Consider the following 19,425-nt stretch of genomic DNA (forward strand, 5'->3'; position numbering starts at 1 on the left):
AATTCTACATCTATGTCGTTTTTAAAGGGTTCAAAGAAAACACTAGAAAATCAAATAAAATATTCAAAAATATAATATTTTTTCTTATGGTATTCAAATTCATATTTTATAAAACCATTTCTATGGCTACCTTCCACACAAGAATTAGTTGATTGTATTTCAATAATACCTTTTTCATTAAAATAAAATTTTTCTTTTGATATATTAGAATGTTCAGGCTTTATATGATCTCCAACACCTTTATAATCAACTATTTTCAATTCAATACTTTCTTGATAAACACCTCCACTAATAATAACTTTTTCAGGTAGCTTTCCAGTTCCAGCTTCAATATAAATATTTTGATTAACAAGTTTTAATATGATTTTAATTTCTTGATTTAGCTCTTTTCCTAAGCTTTTAAAAACTACATTAATGCTGTTATTAAAGGGTGATTTTCCTTGTCCACTTAAATAAGCCTCGCCTTTAGTATTAAATTTGTTATCTTTTGAGGTAATTTTTCCATCTCCACTTAAAGTCCATTCTACACTTGCATTTGGCTTTCCACCTCTCACTGTTACCTCAAATGTTTCATCGCCTACAAGCTCAGTTTTATCGCTTTGAATTGATAATCTATATTGATGAATAGGTGTTTTTAATAAGTTTGCAGGAGAATTTACATAAGTATCTCCTTTTTGAATATATTTAAATAAAGGATTAACTTCTTTAATTGAATAATCATTAATTGCTTTATAAGTCAAAGTAGCTTCTCCTTGGGCATTTGCTTTTACACTTGTTGTAGTAGGAATAAATGCTCCACTTGAAAGAAGTGTAACATTAGAATTTGGTAATAATCCCTGTATTACAAAACTGTAATTCTCTCCGTAAGTTACTTGTTTATCAACAGGACTATAAATTCCTTCTCCATTATATTTAGGAAATGTTTTTACACTTGGCGTAAATGTTCTAAGTTGATAAGTAATTGCTTTTGAAATATTTTTATTAATACTTTGGGCTGTTACACTAGGATTAGTTGTATAAGGTGTTTTAGAACTAAGTTTAGCAGTAGCTTCTCCTTGGGCATTGAAAGTTCTTTGCTCTTCACTTAAAGTTCCATGCCCACTTACACTCCAAGTTAAAGCTTGATTTGGTTTCCCTCCGCTTATAGTGATGATAGAAAAATCTCTAATTAGATTTTTTGATTTTCCATTAATATATGCGTCAATTTTTTCTTTTGAAGCACTTGCTGTTAATGGATATTGCTTAATTGCTATATTTTCCATAGTAAAGGTTTCTTTAATATCTCCAGTTTTTATAAAATTAAATTTTGGAGCAATATTTAATACATTTGTTTGATTTATTTTATTAAATGTCAGTGTAACTTCTCCGCTTGAATTTACCTGATATTTTGTTTGTTTAGCACTTACATTTGGACTTTCTACTATTTCAACTTCACTATCAGGCAATAAACCTTTAACCTTAATAGAGTAATCTATATCATAGTCTATAGTTTTTTGGAAAGTTCCATAGATATTTTTTAAAATAGGATATTCTATTGTTGGGGTAAAGGTTCTTAAATCATATGTTATAACTTTATTTGAATTTTTACCTACACCCGAAGTAACAATTTTAATAGGGGTTTTAAATGGAGTTTTTGAAGTTAATAAGGCTTTAGCTTCTCCATTTTGATCAAAGCTTAGTTCTTGATTGCTTAATGTGCCATCGCCAGTTAAATCCCATTCTACTTTTTCGTTAGGTTTTCCACCCATAACTTTAACTTCTGTATGATCTAAGATTAAATCTTTTGTAGGTAAGCCATTTTTATAAGCGTCAAGCTTATCTTTTTCACTATCCATTGCTAAAGAATATTGATAAAGTTTGATATTATCTTTAACTTCAATTTTATTTGCGATACTTTGATTATAAATAGCTGTAATTTCTAAATTCTTAACATTATAATCTTTGATTGCTTCAAATACTACTTTGCTTTCGCCTTTTTCATTTGAAGTGGTTTCTTTGTTATTGCTAATTCTTAATGTTTTATTATTCTGTGTATCTTTTGCTATCCATTCTACTTTAGTATTTGGCATTAATCCTGTAAGTTTAACTTCAAACTCACTCACATAATCAATTGTTCCATTTTCAAATGGAGTATTTGTAATTGGGTGCTTGTGAGTTGGTAAAATCATAGTGGCTTTATAATTTTTAACCTCTAATTCTTTGCTTTTTTCACTCACTAATTCATCATTAGTATTTTTAGCAAAGATTTTTACCTTACCATTATTTTCTAAACCTACAATTTTAACTTTGCTTTCGCCTTTATTATCTGCAATAAGTTGTAATTCTTTAGCAGTAGAGCTTTTGTTTTCATTTTCTAAGACAAATAAAGCTTTATCCTCGCCTTCTAATCTCCACTTTACATTAGTTTTATTTGGGCGTAAGTTTTTATAAGTAGCAATTGCTATTTCTTTATTTCCTATAACTTCTTTATCAATACTTAAATCATTATCGTTATTACCAAATACCATAATTTGTACAGGTGCTTTAAACTCAACTCCATTAACACTAGCAATAACTTTAACTTCTTCTTTATCTTTCATAGTATCATCAGCTTTATATTTGATAATAGCTTCACCATTGTTATCAGTTGTATCTGAAGTATTTGTTTTAATTAATTCACCTTTGCCTATTAATCTCCAAACAACTTTTAAATTATTAGCTAAATTTCCACCTGCTAAAGTGATAAGACTTTCTTCAAATCTTTCTATTTTTTCAGGATCTGCTTTAATTTTAAAATCAAGCTTTATAATTGAAATAGGAAATTTACCATTTGATTCGCCAGCTACTGCATTTAAATCAGTTTTTGGAGTGCAAGAACGAATAATTTGCACATAAACTTTTCCGCTATTGTCTGTGATATAGTCAAAACCTTTTTCAAATACTACACAAGAATGAGTTGGTGTAACTCTCATAGGAGTATTTTTTATTACTTCATCAAAGCCATTTTTTAATAATATACAATGTTTATCATTACCTAAATCCCCACAATAAGAAATATGATATTTATCCTGAGTTGCTCTATATTCAAGAACCATAGAATAATCTCTATCAATTAATTGAGTTCTAGTGCCTTCAATAGTATTACTAATTCCTGCTAGTTTTGGCTCAAATGCTAATTTCATAGCTTTTTCATCAAGTGGTATATTAATGTTTGCATTAATTGAAGTATTCTTTTTAGAACTTTCTGCACTTCTGCTATGACTTAAAGTAAAAGTTAGTGCAGGGAATGGAGAATATGAAATTCCCCCTTCATATATTAATGGATTTTTCTCTAAATCATCAACGCTATTTGCTCCAAAAACGCCTACTTTATCGCCATACCATTGTCCCATTTTTGCAAAAACTGAAACATTAATAAGAGAAGGAAAGGCATATTTTATTTTTGCGTCCCAACCATTTGCAGGGCGTTCTTGCACATAATCTTTTTCAAAATCATAACTATCTATCCAGCTACTTAATCTTTGATATACATTTGCATTAAATGCAAGTGTATCTACCATAGCTTCAGCACCTAAAGACATTCTTTTATGCCCTCTGCTAAAATCATGATCATAGACTGAGTTTAATCCTAACATAATATTACCTGAATTATTTAAAGCTATTGCGTTTGGATAATATCTTATACCCCCACCAAAGTGTCCTATGGTTCTATCATTAGCAAATTCGCCTATACCACTTTGTAAAAAATAAGATATTTTTGGATTATCTTCACTTACAATAGGTAAAAGTGCTTTAGCATTACCACTAAAACCACTTCTTTCGTTGTAATTAAATGAAAAATCTGTATTAATAGAAGTATTTAATGAATCAATAAATTCTTTAGCTAGTTCATTTGCACTTGCATTTAAATAAGAACTTGCCATATTTTTTACAATCTCTTCTTTGCTTTTGCTATCTTCACTATCATAAATAGCACCAGCTGTTTGAATAACTTTCATTACTTTATTTGAAAATTCTTGATCTTCTTTGCTTAAATTATCATCTTTTTTACTATCATTTAAAGCTTCTTGTGTTTTTAAATTTTCATTATAATAATTTGCATTTGTAGGGTGCTTTAGATAAATGCTTTCAAAAGGTTCTTTAATAATTTCTTTATCTTTAAAATTATTAGTATTAGGATATTCTTTAATGATTTTTTCATCTTCAAACTCAAGCCACTTAGCTGAAATATATTCTTCTTTATTAGCTAACTTAGCCCACTTAGTGCCAGTTTCATTAGTTATGATATTTTCAATATCTAATATTCTATTTTCTCTATAAATTTCAACTTGTTTGCTTTTTACATTTGGTTTTTCTCTTGAGATTATGCGATGGGCTTTTACTTTTGCTTTTCTTATAGTTTGTTCTTGAAAATTTGTATTATCTTCTTCGTTATTAATTTCTTTTAAATTATCATCAAGATTATTTTTTTCTTGAATTAGTTGTTCTTTTTTAGCAATTAATTCATTATTGTTTGAATTATTACTTAATTCTTTATCTATACTTCTGATTTCTTTGTTTATTTTTGCATATTTAGCATAGATTTCTTGCTCACTAAGTTCTTTACTATCTTTTTCTTCTTTTATAATTTCATTATTTATAATTTCACTAGTTTCATTAACTTGTGTTTCTTGTGATTGAATAGTGTTTGTGCTTTGGGTATTTTCCTCTTGAGTTTGTGCCATGACAATTGGTTCTTTAGTTTGATTATTATCATTTTGTAAATGATTGTTTTCTTCAATAGTATCAAAATTATTTTCTTCAAACTCAAGCCACTTAGCTGAAATATATTCTTCTTTATTAGCTAATTTAGCCCACTTAGTGCCTGTTTCATTAGTTATGATATTTTCAATATCTAGTATCCTTCCTTGTTTGTAAATTTCAACTTGATTACTATTTGCACTTGGTTCATTTCTTGAAACTATACGATGGGCTTTAACAGTAGCTTTGTAATTTGATATTTGGCTTATGCTGTTATTGGCACAATATTCGTGATTTGGATCGGCTTTGCAGTTAATAATAGTATCTACTTTTTTCTTTTTTACAATTGTTTGTTTTGTATTTTGTAGTTGAAAATCTCCTTGTTTTATTTTAAACCAGTGTTCTGTATAATCATGATATACACCACTGCTACTAACATAAGGAAAAACAACCATTTGTGCAAATAAAGGTTGTCTGTATAAAGGCATATTATTTGGTAATGGAGTGATATTTTCTTTTAGCGCTTCTTGTTGATTTTTTTGTGCATAAGAAGGTGAATTAACCAATAGTTCTTTGATGAGAGAATTCTTATTTAAAACTGCTTCTGCAAATACAAAACAACTACATATAGATAAAATTCCAATTGCATATAAAGATTTTTTTAACATTGTAAGCCTTTTAGATTATTTATAAAAATTATTTTTCATATTTTTTAGTAATCTTTCTATTCCACTACTTTTAGCTTCTTTATTAATTTGTTCTAGTGCATAATCAGCACTTACTTCGCCGTATGCAATAAAATATTTTTCATTTTCATCAGGTTTTCCTATTACATTTTGATAATCTTGAACTATGGGGTTATAATTTTGTATATATAAGATCGCTGGTACTTTTTTGATGTCAAATCGTTGTGTTATTTTTGGATTAATTTCTATATTAAATTTATAATGATTATCTTCATTAGAAAGATCAGAATTTTTATTTTTAATTAAAAGCTTTTGTATGTATTCTTGAGTAGGTTTTATATATCTTAAATCATTTCCAACTAAGCCTCTTAAAACAAAAGTAATATCTGTATTAACATTTTCTAGCAATTTGAAATAGTTTTGTATTGTTTCATCTTTTAAAGATGAGCTGATAATAATAAATATCTTTTCGTTTGGATTAAGGTATTTATTTGTACTGATAAGGTGTTTTGTTTCTTCCATTTGTTTTATCATATTTTTTGTGTAATCTGAATATTCTTCTAAATTTTGTTTAAAACCAAAGCTTTTATCATGTAGAATATAATTTTCATTTTTTAAAACTTCATTTTGCATTCTTTCACTTCTTCTCAATGAAGAAATTTCTTCAGCACTTTTTGAAGTATTTGTATCTTTCATAAATGTTATATCTTCATATGTTTTATTAAAATCAGTTTTTTTTATTTCTTGAACATATGAAAGGTTTAAGTCTTTTGAATTTTTATGTAATTCTTCAACAGAGATTTGACTTTGAATTTGTTCTTTGTTTTTAAGATACTTATCTTCAAATAATTCTTGTTTTGTTTCATTTGAAAATACAATAATGGGTAAAGCTATTGAAATAAATATTCTTTTCATGATTTTTCCTTGTTTATAACATGCAACATTCTCTTTTTTTAAAGAGCATAAAAGTAAAATTATCTCCCCCAGCTGGAAGATTTTTCAAAAAACTCCATAATAAGCCACTTTGTCCTATGGCTGAAGCAATAGGGTGTGCAATAGGGGCTAATATTTGCAACCTATAAGATGATTTTTTCCAAATAGGCATAGGGAATTCCCCGCATAAGCCAGCTTTTCCTGCACTTCCCCAAAGAATTAATTCTCTATGTAATTTATAAATCATGCTTGCAGCGACACTTGCGGCGTCTTCAACATAATCTTTATTTCCTGTGTTTCCTGATAAAGGATAGGCATTTCCCCAAGAGCCTTTGCACCAAAACAACGGATCAAGCGCTACATTAGCCTGAGAAGATACACTATCTGTCATACAAGTAAGATTGGTAACTGGATTTCCAAATAATAATGCTTCTGGGTTTATAAGAGCTGATAATTCATCATCTTGCCACAAAGGATCTACTTCTGTAAGATATGCTAAATCTATCCCATTGCTTGACATGCATAAAAAATCCATTAATACACCTAATACCTCTAAGACAGGATATATATAGTAGTGAGATTGATAAAAAACCCTTTGTCTATCAGCACCATCACCTTTTGTTCCCGAGCTAATACTACCCATAGAAGGCATTTCAAATCCCATACCCATAAAACAATAAGGATCTTTAACAACATCAATCATGCGATCTGGTTCAAAATATCCTATAGGTATTCCTATTCTAATGAATAATGGTGGTGGGGCAGGGCATATACATATAGGAGAGCCAACTACACCTTGAGGATCTGGCATAGGTCCATGTATAACTTGTATTCCTGCTATTGCGAGTGGAAAAATACATGAATAACAAATATCCGTTAGCGTATTTAATATTTGTGCTGGATTTGCATTGCAAACAGCTTTTGAATCTGTCGGATTTAAAAAAATAATACTAGCTGTAATAGCGCTTAAAATATACTTTTTTATTTTCATTGATAACCTTTTGTAAGATTATTTTCATTTAAACAAGGAAGGCATATTTCTTGTACTTGTATTTTTTGTCCAACTTGTTTGATAATACTTGGTGTTTTTTCTATTTTCAAAGCTTCTCTTATTTGTGGTACAAGATAAAATACAGGTTTTTTTATATCTTGCATTAATTCGTAGTAGTTTCCATCTGATAATAATAATCTATAAGCAATAGAATCAAAATCGCTATTTTTATACCATTCTATTTCTCTTGGATTAGTTCCATCGATTACAACCATTGCATAAGAAATTTTTACATATTGCGCAGGGTTAAATTTCAACCCTTTTGCATAGATTATTTTTCCGTTTTGGTCTTTTATATCTTCTTTTAGCGTGTATGTTAAATCAGGATAGAAAGTTCTATCTTCTAAGGCAGCCTTTAACGGTATCAATCCTTTAGGCTTATAATTTTTAGCCTTTTCTTTCATTTGTTCTCTTGCTAGATTAGCTCTCTTTTGGATTTCATCTTTATTATTAACCAAATGCTCTTTAAATAATATAAGCATATCTTTCTCTGCAAAATCTTTAGTCTGCCCAAGAAATAATTCATTGCTAGCTAACATACTGCAATAGCACAATAATGAGCCAAATAAAATTTTTTTCATCATTTGTCTTTCTCCAAAATTGCATTGTCAAATAAAAATAAAGTATTTTTGATTATTTCTTCTCTATTTGCTAGCCCAGCTTTTACTCTTTGCCAGATAGCTTCACCTTTTGAGTTCTTATAAATAAAAAAACTTTCAGGAGTTGTAGTGAGATTGAATTTCTTAATAAGCTCGGGGCGCTTATCTGTATCTATATATTCAACATTAGCACTATATTCTCTTATTAAAGAATCATAAACAAGTTTTTGTTTTTCATTAATATCTTTATTAAAGCCACTTTGAAAAACCACAAACGACAAATCATTCTTATGTTCTTTAAAAAAGGTATTAATTTTTTCATCTCTTGCTTTAAATTCAGCACTTCTGCTAAATTTATCTGAACCTATTTCGGGATATTCTAAATTTGGATCTTCTAATAAATTTAAAGCCCAAACTTTTGCAAATTTTTCAGATTGATCTGTTTGCCACTTATTCATTATTTGTAGAGTTTTAACATTATCTTTAGTTGGATTCATGACAGCAATTTGTCTTACTTTTTCAAATGTTTTAGTAAATTCTTCAGCACTATAACTCTCTAATGAATCTAAAAGAATTGATTTTATAAACAATTCATCTTTACTAGCGTTAATATCATTGGTTTTATTGTTTTCTATTTTTTCATAATAAAACCAGCCTTTTTTACTTTCATCAAAAAAGCTAGAGCTATTTAAGTGTGAAATACAGCACAAAACAACAAAAAATGTTTTTTTAAACAAGATTATATCCTAAAAATAAACTTAACTATTTTATACAAAATATAGAAAATTATAACATATTGTTATTAAATTGAATAAAAAGTTCAAAATAGTTAAGCTTTAATAAAGTTTTAGAATGTATGTTTTAAAATGTAGTGTTAATTTTATTTTTAAAATTAAGTAAAAATAAATTATTTTTAATTTAAAATTATTATAAAATTATCTTACTTAGTATTTTTAAGCTAGCAATTAGCTGGAGCTGTGATCCTTTTATGATTTTAATAAATTATAAGGAGGTAATCATGATTAATCTTGATTTAATTATCAAAATTAACTTAACATTATCATTCTTGTTTTTTACGGAAATAAAATTGATATTAGTTGGATCGCTAGCTTAAAAATACTCTCATTTTTTTCTTAAAATATATCTTCATTTTTTTAAAGAGTTATGAAAAAAATATCCAAAAAATTCAAGTTAATTTTTTTCTTAAAAAAAACAAAAATCGCTCCCTTTATTTTGATAAAAAAATCTAGTAAAAAATGGAAATTTTAGCCGTCTTTTAAAGCTTTATTTTTTGGGCTTTTATAGGCTAAAAATTTATCAAAAAATAACTCATTTTTTAAAATAATCACTACTCCATGCTAAGCAGATATACCGTTTTCGTTACCTTTAGCCTAAAAAGTATATATTTCGTATATTTTGATAAATTTTTGGTGTATTTTTTATAGATTTTTATAAAATTTGTCATTTTTGTTAAAAATAATCGTTTTTGCAATACATTACTTCGTAAGTATTAGATTATATGTTTTTGTTACCTTTAGTATTTTTTTGAGATTTGCTGTGTTTTTTTAAAAACGCAACGGGTTTTGATTTTGTAATTTTTGTATGATAAAATATCACAAATTGTTGTTAAAGAAAAAGGCAAACACACCCATGATTAAAAACATATTTTCTAAAAAAATCATATCTGCTGATAATCCTAAAGATGAGATAAAACTAGATGAAGCTCCTACGCAAAACAAAAGTGATAGATTAGAAAAAATAATTCACACTTGGGTAGTAAATTGCACTAAATATTCTTTAAAAAATCCTTATGATACAAGACGCATTAACAGAAAAAATGGCTGTATCAAATTTGTCTTAAAAGTATTTAACAAAACCAAAAATGAAGGTGCTTTAATTGGCATTAGCTCTTCACTTTATGATAAATATAAAAATCTCTATAAATCAAAATTTGCTAGAGTAAAACAATCAAGTAAAATAAAAAGCTTACAAGAAAAATATCCTGATTTAGATATTATCAATGCTTATAAATATGCCATATTAAGCAATAAATGCGCTTTATTAAATGAAGATATTGAAGACTTTGAAAATATTATAAAGATTTTATTGCAATTAAATACCGCTAAAAACAAACAAAAACAAGTCTAAAATCAAAAATCTACTATAAAGCAATATCAACCTAGCATTAAATAATTAAAATCGATTTATAAGCTTGTTTTGTTAGATTATGAAAGATTGTAGATTTTGTTTAGTAAAACTTAAGTTAATTATCTTGAATAGCTTCATCATATTCAAAAAGCTTTTTTAATTCATCTTTACTTTTTGATTTAAGCATATTGTAAATGCTAAGTCTATAATCTTCTTTCTTTTTCCATGATTTTATAGTAGCAAGTGGCATACCAGTTATTTTTGAAAGTTCTGTGTCTTTAATTTGTTTTTCTTGTTCGCTTCCTATCATATTTCTTCCTGCTGATTATTTTCATAATGTTTAATTGCTTTATTGTCGCTTATAATACCGATAACAAAAATGGTTAAAAAAACTATTGGAACTAAAATATTCCCAAAAATTATGGATAAATTTGAATAATTTTCTGTCTTCCACAATATTATCCCCATAACAATTAATGATATTACGCAAGCCATATATTTAATTTTTCTTTCCATTTTGATCTGCTCTATAGAACTCATCAATCCTCCTATTGTTTTTTATTGCATATATTATACTTAAAACTAAATCAAAATATACAAGAAACAAGGCTTTGTTTGCCTCTTTTCTTTTTTTGATATATCTTGAATGATTAATTCTTAGAATAATCATTTATCAAATTTTCTATATTTTCATTTTTTTCCTTTAATTTTATTTGTTCTTTTTGTTTTTCTTGAAGTTTCTCTTGCTCTTTTTTTAAGTTTTCTTGATGTTCTTTTTTTAATTCTTCTTGTTTTGTTTTTAATGATGAAATAACATATTTAAGATAGTCGTGGCAAGTTTCTCCATTATAATTGTTTCTTTTGCAAATCCCAAAGCCTAAAGTATTTACAGGGTAGCCATCGTTACTTAAATAAGCACTTAGTGTTTCTTGATTAATAATATTGTTTTCTTTTAAAGAGTTGATAAATTTTTCATCAGGCTTGGCTGAAAAGATAATGTGTATTATTATAATGGAGCCAAAAGTCAAATATAAAATTTTAAGCCATTCCGTAGTAGTAATATTATTTATAATAAAACCTTTTTTCTTTAAAAAAAAATAAAAAATAACTATTGTTATTAAGAAGAAACAAAATAGAAAACCGCGAAAATCCAAATCTAATATAAAATTTAACATTTTCATTCCTTGTCTTTTGCTTTAAAAGAATTTTCCACTATGTTTTCAATGTTTTTGTTTTTATTGTTTAGTTCAAATTGTTCTTTTTGTTTTTCAAATTGCTCTTTTTGAAGTTTTTTTGATGTTCTTTTTTTTAATTCTTCTTGTTTTGTTTTTAATGATGAAATAACATATTTAAGATAGTCGTGGCAAGTTTCTCCATTGTAGCTAGTCATTTTGCAGAATCTAAAGCCTAAAGTCTCGTTTTTATTTAATTTTTCTAATAATTCTTGGCTAATATTGTTTTCTTTTAAAGAGTTGATAAATTTTTCATCAGGCTTGGCTGAAAAGGTAGCAAGAATAAGAAAAAAACATATAAAAAATAAAGAAATAATCACTTTTATATTGAAATAACGATAAAATCCTAAAGATACAATAAGTAATGGAGCCATTATACTTCCTATTAAGTATTCTAAATCTAATATAAAATTTATCATTTTAAGCCTTTACCTTAGCACTCTTTATCATATGGATACAGTTGTTTAGATAATCTGCCCAAATTAAACCTATTAAAATATATAGCAAAAAACTATTATTTAAATCGCCAAAAAATAATTCAAAAAATTCTTCTTTCAATATTAATAAAAACCCTATGCAAAAAACAACTGATAAAAATGCTACAACGAAACCATAAATTATTACTATTCCGCAATAGTTCATAAAACTCGTATTATCATCTACCAAAGGCAACTCATCAGGATGTGGTATCAAAAACATTAAATACAAAAAATATGTGTTGATATAAACAAAAATAGAGTCAAAATATCCCTTATCAAAAGAATAAAAATCAACCCCTAAAAATGTTAAAATTTCAACTTTATAAATAATTAAAATTGATAGTGAAATCATTATCAAAATTTTGAGTACCTCTTCACTGTAAGATAGTTTTAGTTTTATTTCTTTGTCATTCATAATCAATCCTTTATCTATTTTAATTTTCAATATTCTAAAAGCTTATGGTTTTCGTGGATATTGCCCATAATTTCTAGTTCTGTTAACTGAAATTCACTTATTAAATCTTCATCATATTCTTCACCATTATCACCACATTCAACTAAATAGAAAGCTCCTTCTTTTAAAACAACTTTATATTTAAAAGCTTCACCTTCTGAACAATCTTCAAATAAATACAATATATCATTCTCATATATTTTTTCACCATTTTTGTCATAAAGCCCAGTCCATAGTTCTATTTCAACTCTGTCACTTGGCATTTGAATTTCATCTTTAAAAGTTTCATTAATTCCGTATTCCCTTAAGTCTGTGCTAAATGGTAAAAAAACTTCATTTTCGTTTTGATATTTTTTTATTGAGTATGGAAAACTATCAATATATTTTTTGTTATGATTATCCCAAACCCTAAAATCAAAGTCTTTTAATTTCATTCTTCAATCCTTTTTAATAAGTTTTTATTCTCGTGGATATTACCGATGATTTCAATGGTATATGCTTCATCTTCAACTAAATAAATTAAAGAACCCATATAGTCTCCATTTTTTCCCTCAAGATAAAAAGTTCCTTCTTTATGAATGCTAATTTTTGCTATAAAGCAATCATATGGACTTTTCATTCTAACAATATCATTCTCATATACTTTCTTACCATTCCTATCTATGATTCTAGTCCATAGCTCTATTTCTACATCTTTACCAATAAATTCTGATAACATATTCTTAGCGTGTTCTCCAAGTGTATATTTTGATTGACACTTACAATCTTTATTACCACAACTCTTATGGTTTTCATCCCAAATCCTAAAATCAAAGTCTTTTAATTTCATTACTTATCTCCTTTAAAAATTTTTAAAAAGCATTTATTGCTTTTTTCATTTTCATACTCTTTTACAAGTTTTTTAATATTTTTAACTAATTCACTTTTTTCTAAAATTTCTGTAATTTCATCATCTAATCTAAAACTTATATCTTCTTTTCTACTTTCCACAAGTGCCAATGTTTCAACTAAATTATTACTTATAACCTCACAAAGTTTTTGAGTTAAAATATCTATATCATTAAGTATATTTTTAGTCTTTGAATTTTGATTTGCACCAAAAAGATAATATCTTTCCATTTTTCCACTTTGAAATATTTCAAAGTATTCTGTATATTTTTTTCCATTAAAAATTTCAAGTGCAATAAAATTTTCATCTTGAAATATCCTAAAACTCTTAATCGTTTCAGCTACAATATAGGTATTATTAATTTTAACTAACTTCATTTTTCAAATCCTTTCTATAAATATTTTGAATTCTGTTTAAAAAAGATGAGCTTCCAAACTGCAAATATAATCATCACTATATTCAGGTTCTTTTTTATTTGAGAAGGGGTTTAAGCATAAAGTTTCCCTAAACTCATTAAATTCTTTTCTGCAATATTCTTTAAAATCATCTTCACTAGCTATTGCAAATCCTTTGCTTTTTGAGCCAAGAACAGATTCTTTTTCCCATAGAATATCTTTTCTGATGATTTTATCACTATTATAATCAACTCTAAAACAAGGTTGAAAATAATAAGTTTCATATCTTCCTAGTATTTGATCAAAAGCATTATTTCTATCATAATTTTCTCTTTCATAACTAAACCTTTTAACTATTATGTTAAATTCCCCATTTTCATTTGGAATTTTTAGAAAATCTCTACTGCTCATATGTCTCCTTTAATTGTATTATTATTTATGCTTTTAACAATTTCTTGCCACTCTTCAATGCTTTTGAAATTGCTATTTAACTCATTTAAAAGCTCTATAACTTCGTTATTATTTAGCATTTTGAATAATTCCTTTATTCAGATTTTGATTCTTTATTTTTTATTTTAAAACATTCTAGTGCTATTCTATCTGTTAAAATTGATGTGTTTTCATTCATATAAGAATACATACCAAGTTGTCTTAAAAGATGATTCAATATAGGTGGATATTTAGATTTATCCTTAATCTTATCAAGTAAGCAAAGAATTTTTTCTTTAGCTTCTGCTTCCCCGTTGTTAATTATAGTTTCATGTATTTTTACACATTCATCAAAAATTTGTTTATTAGTTATCACTTTATGCTCCTATTGTAGCTTGCAACCCTCATAATCAGCTTTATACCATTTTGATTTCGCCTCATCTGAAGTATCTTTAACAAACTTCTTTAACTCATTATCATAATAACCTGTGCGACTTTCAATCTCTTTTATAGTTTCGATCATGCATTTATAGAAATCAAAGCCTAATTTTTTGCAAGTTTGCTCTAAGTAAAGTATAATAGCAGTTAGATTATATTTGCTTATATCTATTTTGCTATCATCATCATAACATATAAAATCACTAACGCACCTAGTAATATATGCTATATTAGCAGATGTAATAGTATAAAATCTAGGCTCATAATCTTTTAGCATTTTATAAGTAAAATCAAAAGCATTAAAGCAAAATACTGCAATATCACACAAAGCGTCAATTCTTTCTAAGTCGTTTTTAGCTCTAAAGTACTCGCTAACTTTTTCAAAAGCATTACCTAAAAACTCTGCTTGTTGATTTTCATAGGTTAAATGCCTTATTTCTCTATATTTAGTTAATCTTTCTTTAATTTCATTAAATTGTTTTCTTATCATTTTTCGCCTTTCAACACTTCTTTTATTTTTACCAAAAGAATTTTTAAATCCATAAGGTTATCCCTTAATTCATCTTCATCACATTCTTCCATGTAGTTTACAAGCTCTAAACATTCTTTATTGATAATTTCTACTTGATTTAGCTTACTTGTGTTCATTGTATTTTTCCTTAGCTATTAGAGTAATCATGTAGCAAGAATTGTCTATATTTAACTTTTCTTTTTTACATATTTTTGCAATCAATTTTCCTATCTTTTTGTAATATTGCTGTGTTTGTAAATCATTTTTAGTGATAAGTAATTCAAATTCACTTGACATTTTTTTTAATCCTTTATTGTGTTTTGGTTTTATAATTATATAAAGAAAAAACTTAAAAAAGTATATATTTCGTATAAAAATATATGTAATATATACTTATATAAAATTAACAATAAAATTATTATTTATTTTAATTAAAAAACACAAAGTCCTATAATTTAGATATTTAAAGCTATTAAAAAGTCCTTTATATATCCCCAAAAAGTCCTTTATAAATGTTAAAATATTCAATTTTTAAGTAAATATTAAGTATAAATATTTTTATTTTTGTTTAAAGTCCTTTATATATCCCCAAAAAGTCCTTTATAAAGAACTTTAAAGTCCTTTATATATCCCCAAAAAGTCCTTTATATATCCCCAAAAAGTCCTTTATAAATGTTAAAATGTATTCAAAAATATAACAAATTGTTATATAATATTGAAATTTTTTTTCTTAGAAAGGATTCAAAATGCAAACACAAAAAATTGCAATAGATATAGGTTATGGTGATACAAAAGTATTTTTCAATGACAAACTTTTTAAATTTCCATCAGCAATAGAGCAGGTTAGACAAACACAAGTTGATCTAAAAGAAGAAAAAGTTGATGTATATTCTTACAATGGGGTGCATTTTAGAGTAGGTGAAAAGGCTTTATTGAATGCAATAGCTACTAGGGGTTTTAACTTCTTAACAAAATATTCCCCTTTATTAGTATTTCATGCTTTTAAATTAGCTGGAGTAGATTTAAACAAACCTATAGAGTTAGCCACAGGTCTTTCTTTATTAAATTTTCATAAATCAAAAGAATTTATAGAGATATTAAATGATTTTTCTATCAATAAAGAATATATAAAACTTGATGTTACATTGTTTGCTCAAGGACAGGGCATTTTTTTAGAAAATAAAAATGAGCAAGATGAAATAGTAGGTATTATAGATATAGGCTATAACACTTTGGATTTCTTAGTATTTGATAAAGATAGTCCAAGATCTGATTATTGCTTTGCTAATCAAAATGGAGCTAATAAGATTATAGTTGATTTGCAAAAAATGCTAACAAAAGAATTTAAAGCAAATATTAGCGAGCAAGAAGCTAAAAAAGCTTTTGTTAATAAAAGCATTAAGGTTTTAGGTGAGGTGGTTGATTTGGAAGATACCATTAAAACCATGACTTTTTCTTATATGGATATGATTTTAGATGAAGTTTATAACAACTGCAATGATATTTTAGTAAGAGCTGATAAGATTATTTTAGGCGGTGGCGGTGCTTACTTTTTAGATGAAGAGAGTATAAAAGATAAATACTCAAATATGATTATGGCAAAAACTCCACATGAGTTCTCTAATGTAAGAGGATATTTTTTAGGTGCATTTAAAGAATAAAAAGGAATAAAATATGGCTGTATCAACTTCAATAAAAATTACAATAAACAATGAAAAAGTTAAGGAAATATTAGATCAAGTTCCAAAGGTTATTAGGGGAGCTTTTATTGAAAATGCTATTTTGGATTTTGCTTCAAGAAATCCAAAAATAGAGTTTCATTTTGATGGTGTTACTAAGACTAAAAGAACACGCAGAACAAAAGCTCAAATGCAAGAAGCTAAAAACAATAAAACAAACACTCACGAAGATACTTGCAAATCAATAAATAATGATAACAAAGAAGATGATAAAGCAGGAAATAAAAAAAATCGAGTGATGTTTAATTTTGATAAAAAATAAAAAAAAGTAAGGATAGTATTATGGATTTAATTAATTTGTTTTTAAATTTATCTGATATTGGACTGTTTATATTATTTTTTATATTAGCTATGTTGCTTTATGTATTTTTTTCTTTTACAGACAATTTTTTTCTTTTTAGAGTGATCTTTGCATTATTATTAATAACGACTGCTAGTTTTTTTGCTATAAAAAAGGATAATATTATATTTATGCCTGATAAATATTATGTAGAAAAATTAGTCAAGAAATATGATTTAGACAACATTAAAGACAAAGAGTTGTTTAAATCAGTATTAAAATCTCAAACAATTGGATTTGCAGTTTGTTCATTTAGTAATTACGAAAATTCTTTATGTGTTGAATATTTAAAATATTTTGAGAAAAAACTCATTGAATATAAAAATGGAAATACTGAAAATATAGATAAGTATTTTGGTGATAATCAAAGAACAAAGGAGGCGGACAATGAATGAAAAAGTGATGGCATTACTACAAAAAGATGTTGAAAAAAGTTCTTCCATATCTGCGAACCCATTAATTAAAATCTCTAAGGAGTAAAAATGAAAAAAATAAATGCAATTATTCATATTCTACTAACCATCTTGTTTTTAATTTGGTTTTTTAATAACGAGGAGTTTATATCAAGATTAAAAATATTGATATTAGATTTTTTAGCTATAAATAATGATGAAAACTCATTTAATCCTGTAATAAATATGGTTATTATGGCTCTGGTAATGCTTATAATAGTGATTATATTTGCATCATACAAATTTTTTGATAGTTTATTTTCAAATAATAAAGAATTTATTTTTTATGCACCTTTACTCGCAATACCAATTTACTGCGTCTTTTTTGGTTTTATAATTACGATTTTTTTTGGGGGCGACGAAACTTACGCACTTTTTAATTCTGACAATGGTTATGTAGTAGAAAGAGGCAATGATATTAAGGTTTATTATAAAGGAAAATTAGTGAATGTAGCTAATGCTATCCATTTTAAATCTTACAAAGAAAGCTTTGAAAATGGAGTTTTTAAAATCGATTTTTTTGATAAAGAAGACAAAATTTTAATGCAAGTTTTTTGTGGCGAAAACAATGAAAGAAGTTGCAGGGTGGTAGGTAGGTAAAAATTCAAACAATAAAAGTTAATTATATAAAGGATAATCAAATGAAATTAATAAAATCGCTAAAAAATAAAATAATATTTTCTCAAACAAGTTTTGATATTAGTATGGTTTTGGCAATTTTTTCCCCTATTTTTATAGTGCCTTTTTTGATATGTTTAAGCGATTTAGAAGAAAATTCCAAAAGTCAAATTATACTCGCATTTGTTTTTATTTGCCTCTATATCACTTTTGTGTTAGCTCTTTGCCTAAAAGAAGAATTTGAAAAATCAAGTTATGATTTTATTTCAAAGTTTAATAAAACCTTAGAAATTGAACTAAAATATGAGCTTGAAAAAATTAATTATAGCATTGATATCAATGCTATAAATTTTATATCTTTTGCTTTGATAAAATGCAAAAATGATTATGAGAAAGGCAAAATCGACAAAGATTTTATCAATAAAACTAAAGAGTATTATATTAAGCTATTTAAAAAGTTAATAGCTGAAGAATTAAAATTACAAAATAAAGAATTGATTTTAAAATCAAATCAAAACGAAATTTTGAAAATTATGCAAGATAGGCATTGATTAAAAGATTAATGCGGGATATGTTTATTTTGATTAAGAAGAGAAACTTTTTAAAAGTTTTTCTTTTTCTATAAAACCCGTGATATTTTTTCTATATATAGCGCAAACAATAGCTTTAATATAATCAAGATCATAAGCAGAAATATTTTGCAATTCTTCTACTAAGCTTAAATCTTTATCAAGTTCTATCATCTTTCCTTGAATTTCTAAAGAATCTAAATTAATCTTATAATCTCTAAAAGAAACAATATCATCTTGAATGCTAAAATCTATATTGTCAATTTTAAAATCAATTAAATTAAGTAAATAATATCCATTTACCACAAAATCTTTTAAATTAATAATATTGTTGAATATATCCTTCAAAGAAGTATGCTCATTAATCTCATCTAAAATGCACTCATAGTCAGTATCTTGTAATTGTCCTAAATCATCATAATAGAGAATTTTTCCACTTTCACAAAGAGCTAAATTCTCATCAATTAAGAATATCTTTTCTTGATCTTGAGTTGTCTGAGGTAAAATGTTAAGCATAAATATCCTTATTGATATATTTTATTGGTTCTTTTTAGGTTTAAAAAATTTAGCGATTTCACTTTCGCTAGAGGTTTTTAAAATTTTATAAATACGGTATATAAATTTTCTATCTTTTTCTTTTTTCCATTCATTTAAAGTTGATAATGGTATTCCCGTTATTTCAGATAATCTAGTATCACTTAAGCCTTCACTAGCCATTTTAATCCTTAAAAAAATATATTTTAA

The 19,425-nt window shown here is 26.2% G+C and carries 27 protein-coding genes; 6 read left to right on the forward strand and 21 right to left on the reverse strand.

Annotation, left to right across the window (positions count from 1 at the left end; all coding sequences use genetic code 11):
- Positions 1-50: 50 nt before the first annotated feature.
- From CSUB8523_RS03375 to CSUB8523_RS03395, 5 genes are read right to left on the reverse strand one after another with little or no spacing between them, the layout of a single operon-like run.
- Positions 51-5,387 carry an inverse autotransporter beta domain-containing protein gene (locus tag CSUB8523_RS03375; RefSeq protein ID WP_043019611.1) on the reverse strand — a complete coding sequence of 1,779 codons (5,337 nt, stop codon included), beginning with the start codon at positions 5,385-5,387 and terminating at the stop codon, positions 51-53.
- Between the two features lie 15 nt (positions 5,388-5,402).
- Positions 5,403-6,320, reverse strand: coding sequence for a TrbC family F-type conjugative pilus assembly protein (locus tag CSUB8523_RS03380; RefSeq protein WP_152822578.1), 918 nt, complete (start codon positions 6,318-6,320; stop codon positions 5,403-5,405).
- 13 nt (positions 6,321-6,333) lie between these two features.
- Positions 6,334-7,329, reverse strand: coding sequence for a TraU family protein (locus CSUB8523_RS03385; protein ID WP_043019613.1), 996 nt, complete (start codon positions 7,327-7,329; stop codon positions 6,334-6,336).
- The gene (locus CSUB8523_RS03390) at positions 7,326-7,970 is read right to left on the reverse strand and encodes a conjugative transfer system pilus assembly protein TraW (RefSeq protein WP_043019614.1); all 645 of its coding nucleotides are present in this window, start codon (positions 7,968-7,970) and stop codon (positions 7,326-7,328) included. The genes CSUB8523_RS03385 and CSUB8523_RS03390 overlap by 4 nt, the downstream gene beginning before the upstream one ends.
- Positions 7,970-8,725 carry a conjugative transfer system pilin assembly protein TraF gene (locus CSUB8523_RS03395; protein ID WP_052243658.1) on the reverse strand — a complete coding sequence of 252 codons (756 nt, stop codon included), beginning with the start codon at positions 8,723-8,725 and terminating at the stop codon, positions 7,970-7,972. Before CSUB8523_RS03395 ends, CSUB8523_RS03390 begins: the two co-directional genes overlap by 1 nt.
- 913 nt (positions 8,726-9,638) lie before the next feature.
- Here CSUB8523_RS03395 and CSUB8523_RS09760 point away from each other — a divergent pair.
- Positions 9,639-10,136, forward strand: coding sequence for a hypothetical protein (locus CSUB8523_RS09760; protein ID WP_052243659.1), 498 nt, complete (start codon positions 9,639-9,641; stop codon positions 10,134-10,136).
- A gap of 115 nt (positions 10,137-10,251) precedes the next feature.
- On the opposite strand, the gene CSUB8523_RS03405 is transcribed toward CSUB8523_RS09760, so the two are convergent.
- From CSUB8523_RS03405 to CSUB8523_RS10040, 14 genes are all read right to left on the reverse strand, one after another.
- The gene (locus CSUB8523_RS03405) at positions 10,252-10,446 is read right to left on the reverse strand and encodes a hypothetical protein (RefSeq protein ID WP_043019615.1); all 195 of its coding nucleotides are present in this window, start codon (positions 10,444-10,446) and stop codon (positions 10,252-10,254) included.
- On the reverse strand, positions 10,443-10,676 hold the full coding sequence (locus CSUB8523_RS03410) for a hypothetical protein (RefSeq protein WP_148308415.1): 234 nt from the start codon (positions 10,674-10,676) through the stop codon (positions 10,443-10,445). Before CSUB8523_RS03410 ends, CSUB8523_RS03405 begins: the two co-directional genes overlap by 4 nt.
- A 110-nt stretch (positions 10,677-10,786) precedes the next feature.
- A complete protein-coding gene (locus CSUB8523_RS03415) occupies positions 10,787-11,311 on the reverse strand; it encodes a hypothetical protein (RefSeq protein WP_043019617.1) in 525 nt (174 codons plus the stop codon).
- A gap of 2 nt (positions 11,312-11,313) precedes the next feature.
- Positions 11,314-11,787: a hypothetical protein gene (locus CSUB8523_RS03420; RefSeq protein WP_043019618.1), complete on the reverse strand. Its 474-nt coding sequence runs from the start codon at positions 11,785-11,787 to the stop codon at positions 11,314-11,316.
- A gap of 1 nt (position 11,788) precedes the next feature.
- Positions 11,789-12,262, reverse strand: coding sequence for a hypothetical protein (locus tag CSUB8523_RS03425; RefSeq protein ID WP_043019619.1), 474 nt, complete (start codon positions 12,260-12,262; stop codon positions 11,789-11,791).
- A gap of 26 nt (positions 12,263-12,288) precedes the next feature.
- A complete protein-coding gene (locus CSUB8523_RS09765) occupies positions 12,289-12,735 on the reverse strand; it encodes a YopX family protein (RefSeq protein WP_082019365.1) in 447 nt (148 codons plus the stop codon).
- Complete coding sequence (locus tag CSUB8523_RS03435) at positions 12,732-13,130, reverse strand: YopX family protein (protein ID WP_043019620.1); 399 nt, start codon at positions 13,128-13,130, stop codon at positions 12,732-12,734. The genes CSUB8523_RS09765 and CSUB8523_RS03435 overlap by 4 nt, the downstream gene beginning before the upstream one ends.
- Positions 13,130-13,567: a hypothetical protein gene (locus CSUB8523_RS03440; RefSeq protein WP_052243660.1), complete on the reverse strand. Its 438-nt coding sequence runs from the start codon at positions 13,565-13,567 to the stop codon at positions 13,130-13,132. The genes CSUB8523_RS03435 and CSUB8523_RS03440 overlap by 1 nt, the downstream gene beginning before the upstream one ends.
- Before the next feature lie 36 nt (positions 13,568-13,603).
- A complete protein-coding gene (locus CSUB8523_RS03445) occupies positions 13,604-13,996 on the reverse strand; it encodes a hypothetical protein (protein WP_043019621.1) in 393 nt (130 codons plus the stop codon).
- Positions 13,993-14,115, reverse strand: a complete 123-nt coding sequence (locus CSUB8523_RS10540) for a hypothetical protein (RefSeq protein WP_256378641.1) — start codon at positions 14,113-14,115, stop codon at positions 13,993-13,995. The genes CSUB8523_RS03445 and CSUB8523_RS10540 overlap by 4 nt, the downstream gene beginning before the upstream one ends.
- Before the next feature lie 14 nt (positions 14,116-14,129).
- Positions 14,130-14,390 (reverse strand): hypothetical protein, encoded by a 261-nt coding sequence (locus tag CSUB8523_RS03450; protein ID WP_043019622.1) that lies wholly within the window; start codon positions 14,388-14,390, stop codon positions 14,130-14,132.
- A gap of 9 nt (positions 14,391-14,399) precedes the next feature.
- Positions 14,400-14,942, reverse strand: a complete 543-nt coding sequence (locus CSUB8523_RS03455) for a hypothetical protein (protein WP_043019623.1) — start codon at positions 14,940-14,942, stop codon at positions 14,400-14,402.
- Positions 14,939-15,100, reverse strand: coding sequence for a hypothetical protein (locus CSUB8523_RS10035; protein ID WP_158336963.1), 162 nt, complete (start codon positions 15,098-15,100; stop codon positions 14,939-14,941). Before CSUB8523_RS10035 ends, CSUB8523_RS03455 begins: the two co-directional genes overlap by 4 nt.
- Positions 15,087-15,260, reverse strand: coding sequence for a hypothetical protein (locus CSUB8523_RS10040; protein ID WP_158336965.1), 174 nt, complete (start codon positions 15,258-15,260; stop codon positions 15,087-15,089). The genes CSUB8523_RS10035 and CSUB8523_RS10040 overlap by 14 nt, the downstream gene beginning before the upstream one ends.
- Positions 15,261-15,709: 449 nt before the next feature.
- Here CSUB8523_RS10040 and CSUB8523_RS03460 point away from each other — a divergent pair, with 449 nt between their 5' ends.
- From CSUB8523_RS03460 to CSUB8523_RS09915, 5 genes are all read left to right on the forward strand, one after another.
- Positions 15,710-16,624 (forward strand): plasmid segregation protein ParM, encoded by a 915-nt coding sequence (locus tag CSUB8523_RS03460; RefSeq protein WP_043019624.1) that lies wholly within the window; start codon positions 15,710-15,712, stop codon positions 16,622-16,624.
- Between the two features lie 13 nt (positions 16,625-16,637).
- Complete coding sequence (locus CSUB8523_RS03465) at positions 16,638-16,964, forward strand: hypothetical protein (protein ID WP_043019625.1); 327 nt, start codon at positions 16,638-16,640, stop codon at positions 16,962-16,964.
- 20 nt (positions 16,965-16,984) lie between these two features.
- Positions 16,985-17,437 (forward strand): hypothetical protein, encoded by a 453-nt coding sequence (locus CSUB8523_RS03470; RefSeq protein WP_043019626.1) that lies wholly within the window; start codon positions 16,985-16,987, stop codon positions 17,435-17,437.
- 87 nt (positions 17,438-17,524) lie between these two features.
- The gene (locus CSUB8523_RS03475; RefSeq protein ID WP_043019627.1) at positions 17,525-18,094 is read left to right on the forward strand and encodes a hypothetical protein; all 570 of its coding nucleotides are present in this window, start codon (positions 17,525-17,527) and stop codon (positions 18,092-18,094) included.
- 41 nt (positions 18,095-18,135) lie between these two features.
- The gene (locus CSUB8523_RS09915) at positions 18,136-18,663 is read left to right on the forward strand and encodes a hypothetical protein (RefSeq protein ID WP_043019628.1); all 528 of its coding nucleotides are present in this window, start codon (positions 18,136-18,138) and stop codon (positions 18,661-18,663) included.
- Between the two features lie 33 nt (positions 18,664-18,696).
- On the opposite strand, the gene CSUB8523_RS03485 is transcribed toward CSUB8523_RS09915, so the two are convergent.
- Positions 18,697-19,197, reverse strand: a complete 501-nt coding sequence (locus CSUB8523_RS03485) for a hypothetical protein (protein WP_043019629.1) — start codon at positions 19,195-19,197, stop codon at positions 18,697-18,699.
- A gap of 21 nt (positions 19,198-19,218) precedes the next feature.
- The gene (locus CSUB8523_RS03490) at positions 19,219-19,398 is read right to left on the reverse strand and encodes a hypothetical protein (RefSeq protein WP_052243661.1); all 180 of its coding nucleotides are present in this window, start codon (positions 19,396-19,398) and stop codon (positions 19,219-19,221) included.
- Between the last annotated feature and the right edge of the window lie 27 nt (positions 19,399-19,425).

Origin of the sequence: Campylobacter subantarcticus LMG 24377, assembly GCF_000816305.1 — a bacterium.
Taxonomy (GTDB): Bacteria; Campylobacterota; Campylobacteria; order Campylobacterales; family Campylobacteraceae; genus Campylobacter_D; species Campylobacter_D subantarcticus.

Excerpts from the sequence above, each read along its gene's own strand:
- CSUB8523_RS10540 (WP_256378641.1), bottom strand. The coding sequence starts at position 14,115 with ATGCTAAATAATAACGAAGTTATAGAGCTTTTAAATGAGTTAAATAGC.
- CSUB8523_RS09765 (WP_082019365.1), bottom strand. The coding sequence starts at position 12,735 with ATGAAATTAAAAGACTTTGATTTTAGGGTTTGGGATAATCATAACAAA.
- CSUB8523_RS03485 (WP_043019629.1), bottom strand. The coding sequence starts at position 19,197 with ATGCTTAACATTTTACCTCAGACAACTCAAGATCAAGAAAAGATATTC.
- CSUB8523_RS03390 (WP_043019614.1), bottom strand. The coding sequence starts at position 7,970 with ATGAAAAAAATTTTATTTGGCTCATTATTGTGCTATTGCAGTATGTTA.
- CSUB8523_RS03415 (WP_043019617.1), bottom strand. The coding sequence starts at position 11,311 with ATGTTAAATTTTATATTAGATTTGGATTTTCGCGGTTTTCTATTTTGT.
- CSUB8523_RS03435 (WP_043019620.1), bottom strand. The coding sequence starts at position 13,130 with ATGAAATTAAAAGACTTTGATTTTAGGATTTGGGATGAAAACCATAAG.
- CSUB8523_RS03455 (WP_043019623.1), bottom strand. The coding sequence starts at position 14,942 with ATGATAAGAAAACAATTTAATGAAATTAAAGAAAGATTAACTAAATAT.
- CSUB8523_RS03410 (WP_148308415.1), bottom strand. The coding sequence starts at position 10,676 with ATGAGTTCTATAGAGCAGATCAAAATGGAAAGAAAAATTAAATATATG.
- CSUB8523_RS10040 (WP_158336965.1), bottom strand. The coding sequence starts at position 15,260 with ATGTCAAGTGAATTTGAATTACTTATCACTAAAAATGATTTACAAACA.
- CSUB8523_RS03380 (WP_152822578.1), bottom strand. The coding sequence starts at position 6,320 with ATGAAAAGAATATTTATTTCAATAGCTTTACCCATTATTGTATTTTCA.
- CSUB8523_RS03465 (WP_043019625.1), top strand. The coding sequence starts at position 16,638 with ATGGCTGTATCAACTTCAATAAAAATTACAATAAACAATGAAAAAGTT.
- CSUB8523_RS03470 (WP_043019626.1), top strand. The coding sequence starts at position 16,985 with ATGGATTTAATTAATTTGTTTTTAAATTTATCTGATATTGGACTGTTT.
- CSUB8523_RS03385 (WP_043019613.1), bottom strand. The coding sequence starts at position 7,329 with ATGAAAATAAAAAAGTATATTTTAAGCGCTATTACAGCTAGTATTATT.
- CSUB8523_RS03440 (WP_052243660.1), bottom strand. The coding sequence starts at position 13,567 with ATGAAGTTAGTTAAAATTAATAATACCTATATTGTAGCTGAAACGATT.
- CSUB8523_RS09760 (WP_052243659.1), top strand. The coding sequence starts at position 9,639 with ATGATTAAAAACATATTTTCTAAAAAAATCATATCTGCTGATAATCCT.
- CSUB8523_RS03475 (WP_043019627.1), top strand. The coding sequence starts at position 17,525 with ATGAAAAAAATAAATGCAATTATTCATATTCTACTAACCATCTTGTTT.
- CSUB8523_RS03460 (WP_043019624.1), top strand. The coding sequence starts at position 15,710 with ATGCAAACACAAAAAATTGCAATAGATATAGGTTATGGTGATACAAAA.
- CSUB8523_RS03375 (WP_043019611.1), bottom strand. The coding sequence starts at position 5,387 with ATGTTAAAAAAATCTTTATATGCAATTGGAATTTTATCTATATGTAGT.
- CSUB8523_RS03425 (WP_043019619.1), bottom strand. The coding sequence starts at position 12,262 with ATGAATGACAAAGAAATAAAACTAAAACTATCTTACAGTGAAGAGGTA.
- CSUB8523_RS09915 (WP_043019628.1), top strand. The coding sequence starts at position 18,136 with ATGAAATTAATAAAATCGCTAAAAAATAAAATAATATTTTCTCAAACA.
- CSUB8523_RS03490 (WP_052243661.1), bottom strand. The coding sequence starts at position 19,398 with ATGGCTAGTGAAGGCTTAAGTGATACTAGATTATCTGAAATAACGGGA.
- CSUB8523_RS03420 (WP_043019618.1), bottom strand. The coding sequence starts at position 11,787 with ATGATAAATTTTATATTAGATTTAGAATACTTAATAGGAAGTATAATG.
- CSUB8523_RS03445 (WP_043019621.1), bottom strand. The coding sequence starts at position 13,996 with ATGAGCAGTAGAGATTTTCTAAAAATTCCAAATGAAAATGGGGAATTT.
- CSUB8523_RS10035 (WP_158336963.1), bottom strand. The coding sequence starts at position 15,100 with ATGAACACAAGTAAGCTAAATCAAGTAGAAATTATCAATAAAGAATGT.
- CSUB8523_RS03405 (WP_043019615.1), bottom strand. The coding sequence starts at position 10,446 with ATGATAGGAAGCGAACAAGAAAAACAAATTAAAGACACAGAACTTTCA.